This window comes from Olsenella absiana, from assembly GCF_036408855.1.
In the GTDB taxonomy this organism is placed as follows: domain Bacteria; phylum Actinomycetota; class Coriobacteriia; order Coriobacteriales; family Atopobiaceae; genus Olsenella_K; species Olsenella_K absiana.
The window spans coordinates 1-1,418 of sequence record NZ_JAZGJQ010000020.1 but is presented as its reverse complement, the minus strand read 5'-3'; the positions used below and the strand labels follow the sequence as shown (position 1 = coordinate 1,418).

Below are 1,418 nucleotides of genomic sequence, written 5' to 3'. Positions count from 1 at the left end.
TCCTGCCTCCGTCTCCTCTAGCATCCCTTTTGCTGCTGCTGGCTCCCGCCGGAAGGGAGACGGCGATGAGGGACGGCAAGAGGAAGCACATGGACAAGGATAGCAGGGTGGCCATCGAGGAAGGCATAGGGAGGGGGGACTCCGCCCGGAAGATAGCGAGGGAGGCGGGCGTGAGCCCGTCGACCGTGACGAGGGAGGTGAAGGCGAACAGGACCCTCAGGGAGAGGAAGCGCGCCCCGGGAGCGAACCTGTCGGTGCGCTGCGCGCGCAGGAAGGGATGCACGAGGGTGGGGTCCGCATGCGGGGGATGCGGCAGCCGGACGGTGCGCTGCAGGGACTGCAGGACGAGGAGCTGCGTGGACGCATGCCCGGACTTCGAGCTGCTGATGTGCCCCGTGACGGAGAGGTGGCCCTACGTCTGCCCCGCGGGATGCGGGAGGAGGCAGGTGTGCGGCTACCCCAAGAGCAGGTACCGGGCCGAGGAGGCGCAGGCGGCCCACGACGCCAGGCTCGTCTCGAGCCGGAAGGGCACCGACCTCACGGAAGAGGAGCTCGGGCGGCTGAACGAGACGGTCGCGCCCCTGGTGAGGCAGGGATGGAGCTTCGAGGCGATCTGCACCGAGCTCGGGGACGAGCTCGGCGTCTGCCTGCGCTCCCTCTACAACTACCAGAAGGACGGCATCCTGGACATCTCCAGCGTCGAGCTGCCGAGGAAGGCGAGGCTCAGGCCGAGGAAGGGGAAGAGGGACCGCGGCAGGCCGCGCATCGACAGGTCCGGCCACGAGTACTCCGACTTCCTGGCACTTCCCCTGGAGGAGCGCGCGGGGGTCGTGCAGGGCGACTCCGTCTGCGGCGGGCGGCAGGATGCGCACGACATCCTCACGCTGCATGTCGTGGCCAGGCACTTCCAGCTCTATCTGAGGAAGAGGCATGCGGACCCCGCGGCCACCGTCGCGGCATTCGACCGCATCGAGAGGGCGCTGGGCTCCCGTGCGGCCTTCGAGGCCGCCTTCGGCATCATGCTCCTCGACAGGGGCACGGAGTTCGACGACCGGGAGGGCATGGAGCGCAGCTGCCTCGAGCCCGGGGAGAGGCGCTGCCGCGTCTTCTGGTGCGACCCCCAGGAATCCAACCAGAAGTCCGAGGCGGAGCGCAACCACGAGCAGCTGAGGAGGATACTCCCCAAGGGCCATGTGGACATGGATGCGCTCACGGACGCCGACGTGGCGCTCGCCTGCAGCCACGTCAACTCGTATCCGCTCGCCTCGATAGGCGGCTGCCCCTTCGGGGAGCTCGGCTCGCTCCTGCCGGAAGGGGCGCTCGCGAGGCTCGGGATCGTCCGCATCCCCGCGGGGGGCGTGGTGCTGAAGCCCACGCTCGTCCCGCATGCGTATCTGAGGTAGCATGTCCGCAGGCGC

At 69.2% G+C, this 1,418-nt stretch carries 1 protein-coding gene; it reads left to right on the top strand.

Going from position 1 to position 1,418, the window contains the following annotated elements:
- A partial coding sequence (locus VXJ25_RS09675; protein ID WP_330959010.1) for a helix-turn-helix domain-containing protein occupies window positions 1–1,403 on the top strand: 1,403 nt, incomplete at its 5' end.
- Window positions 1,404–1,418: the final 15 nt, after the last annotated feature.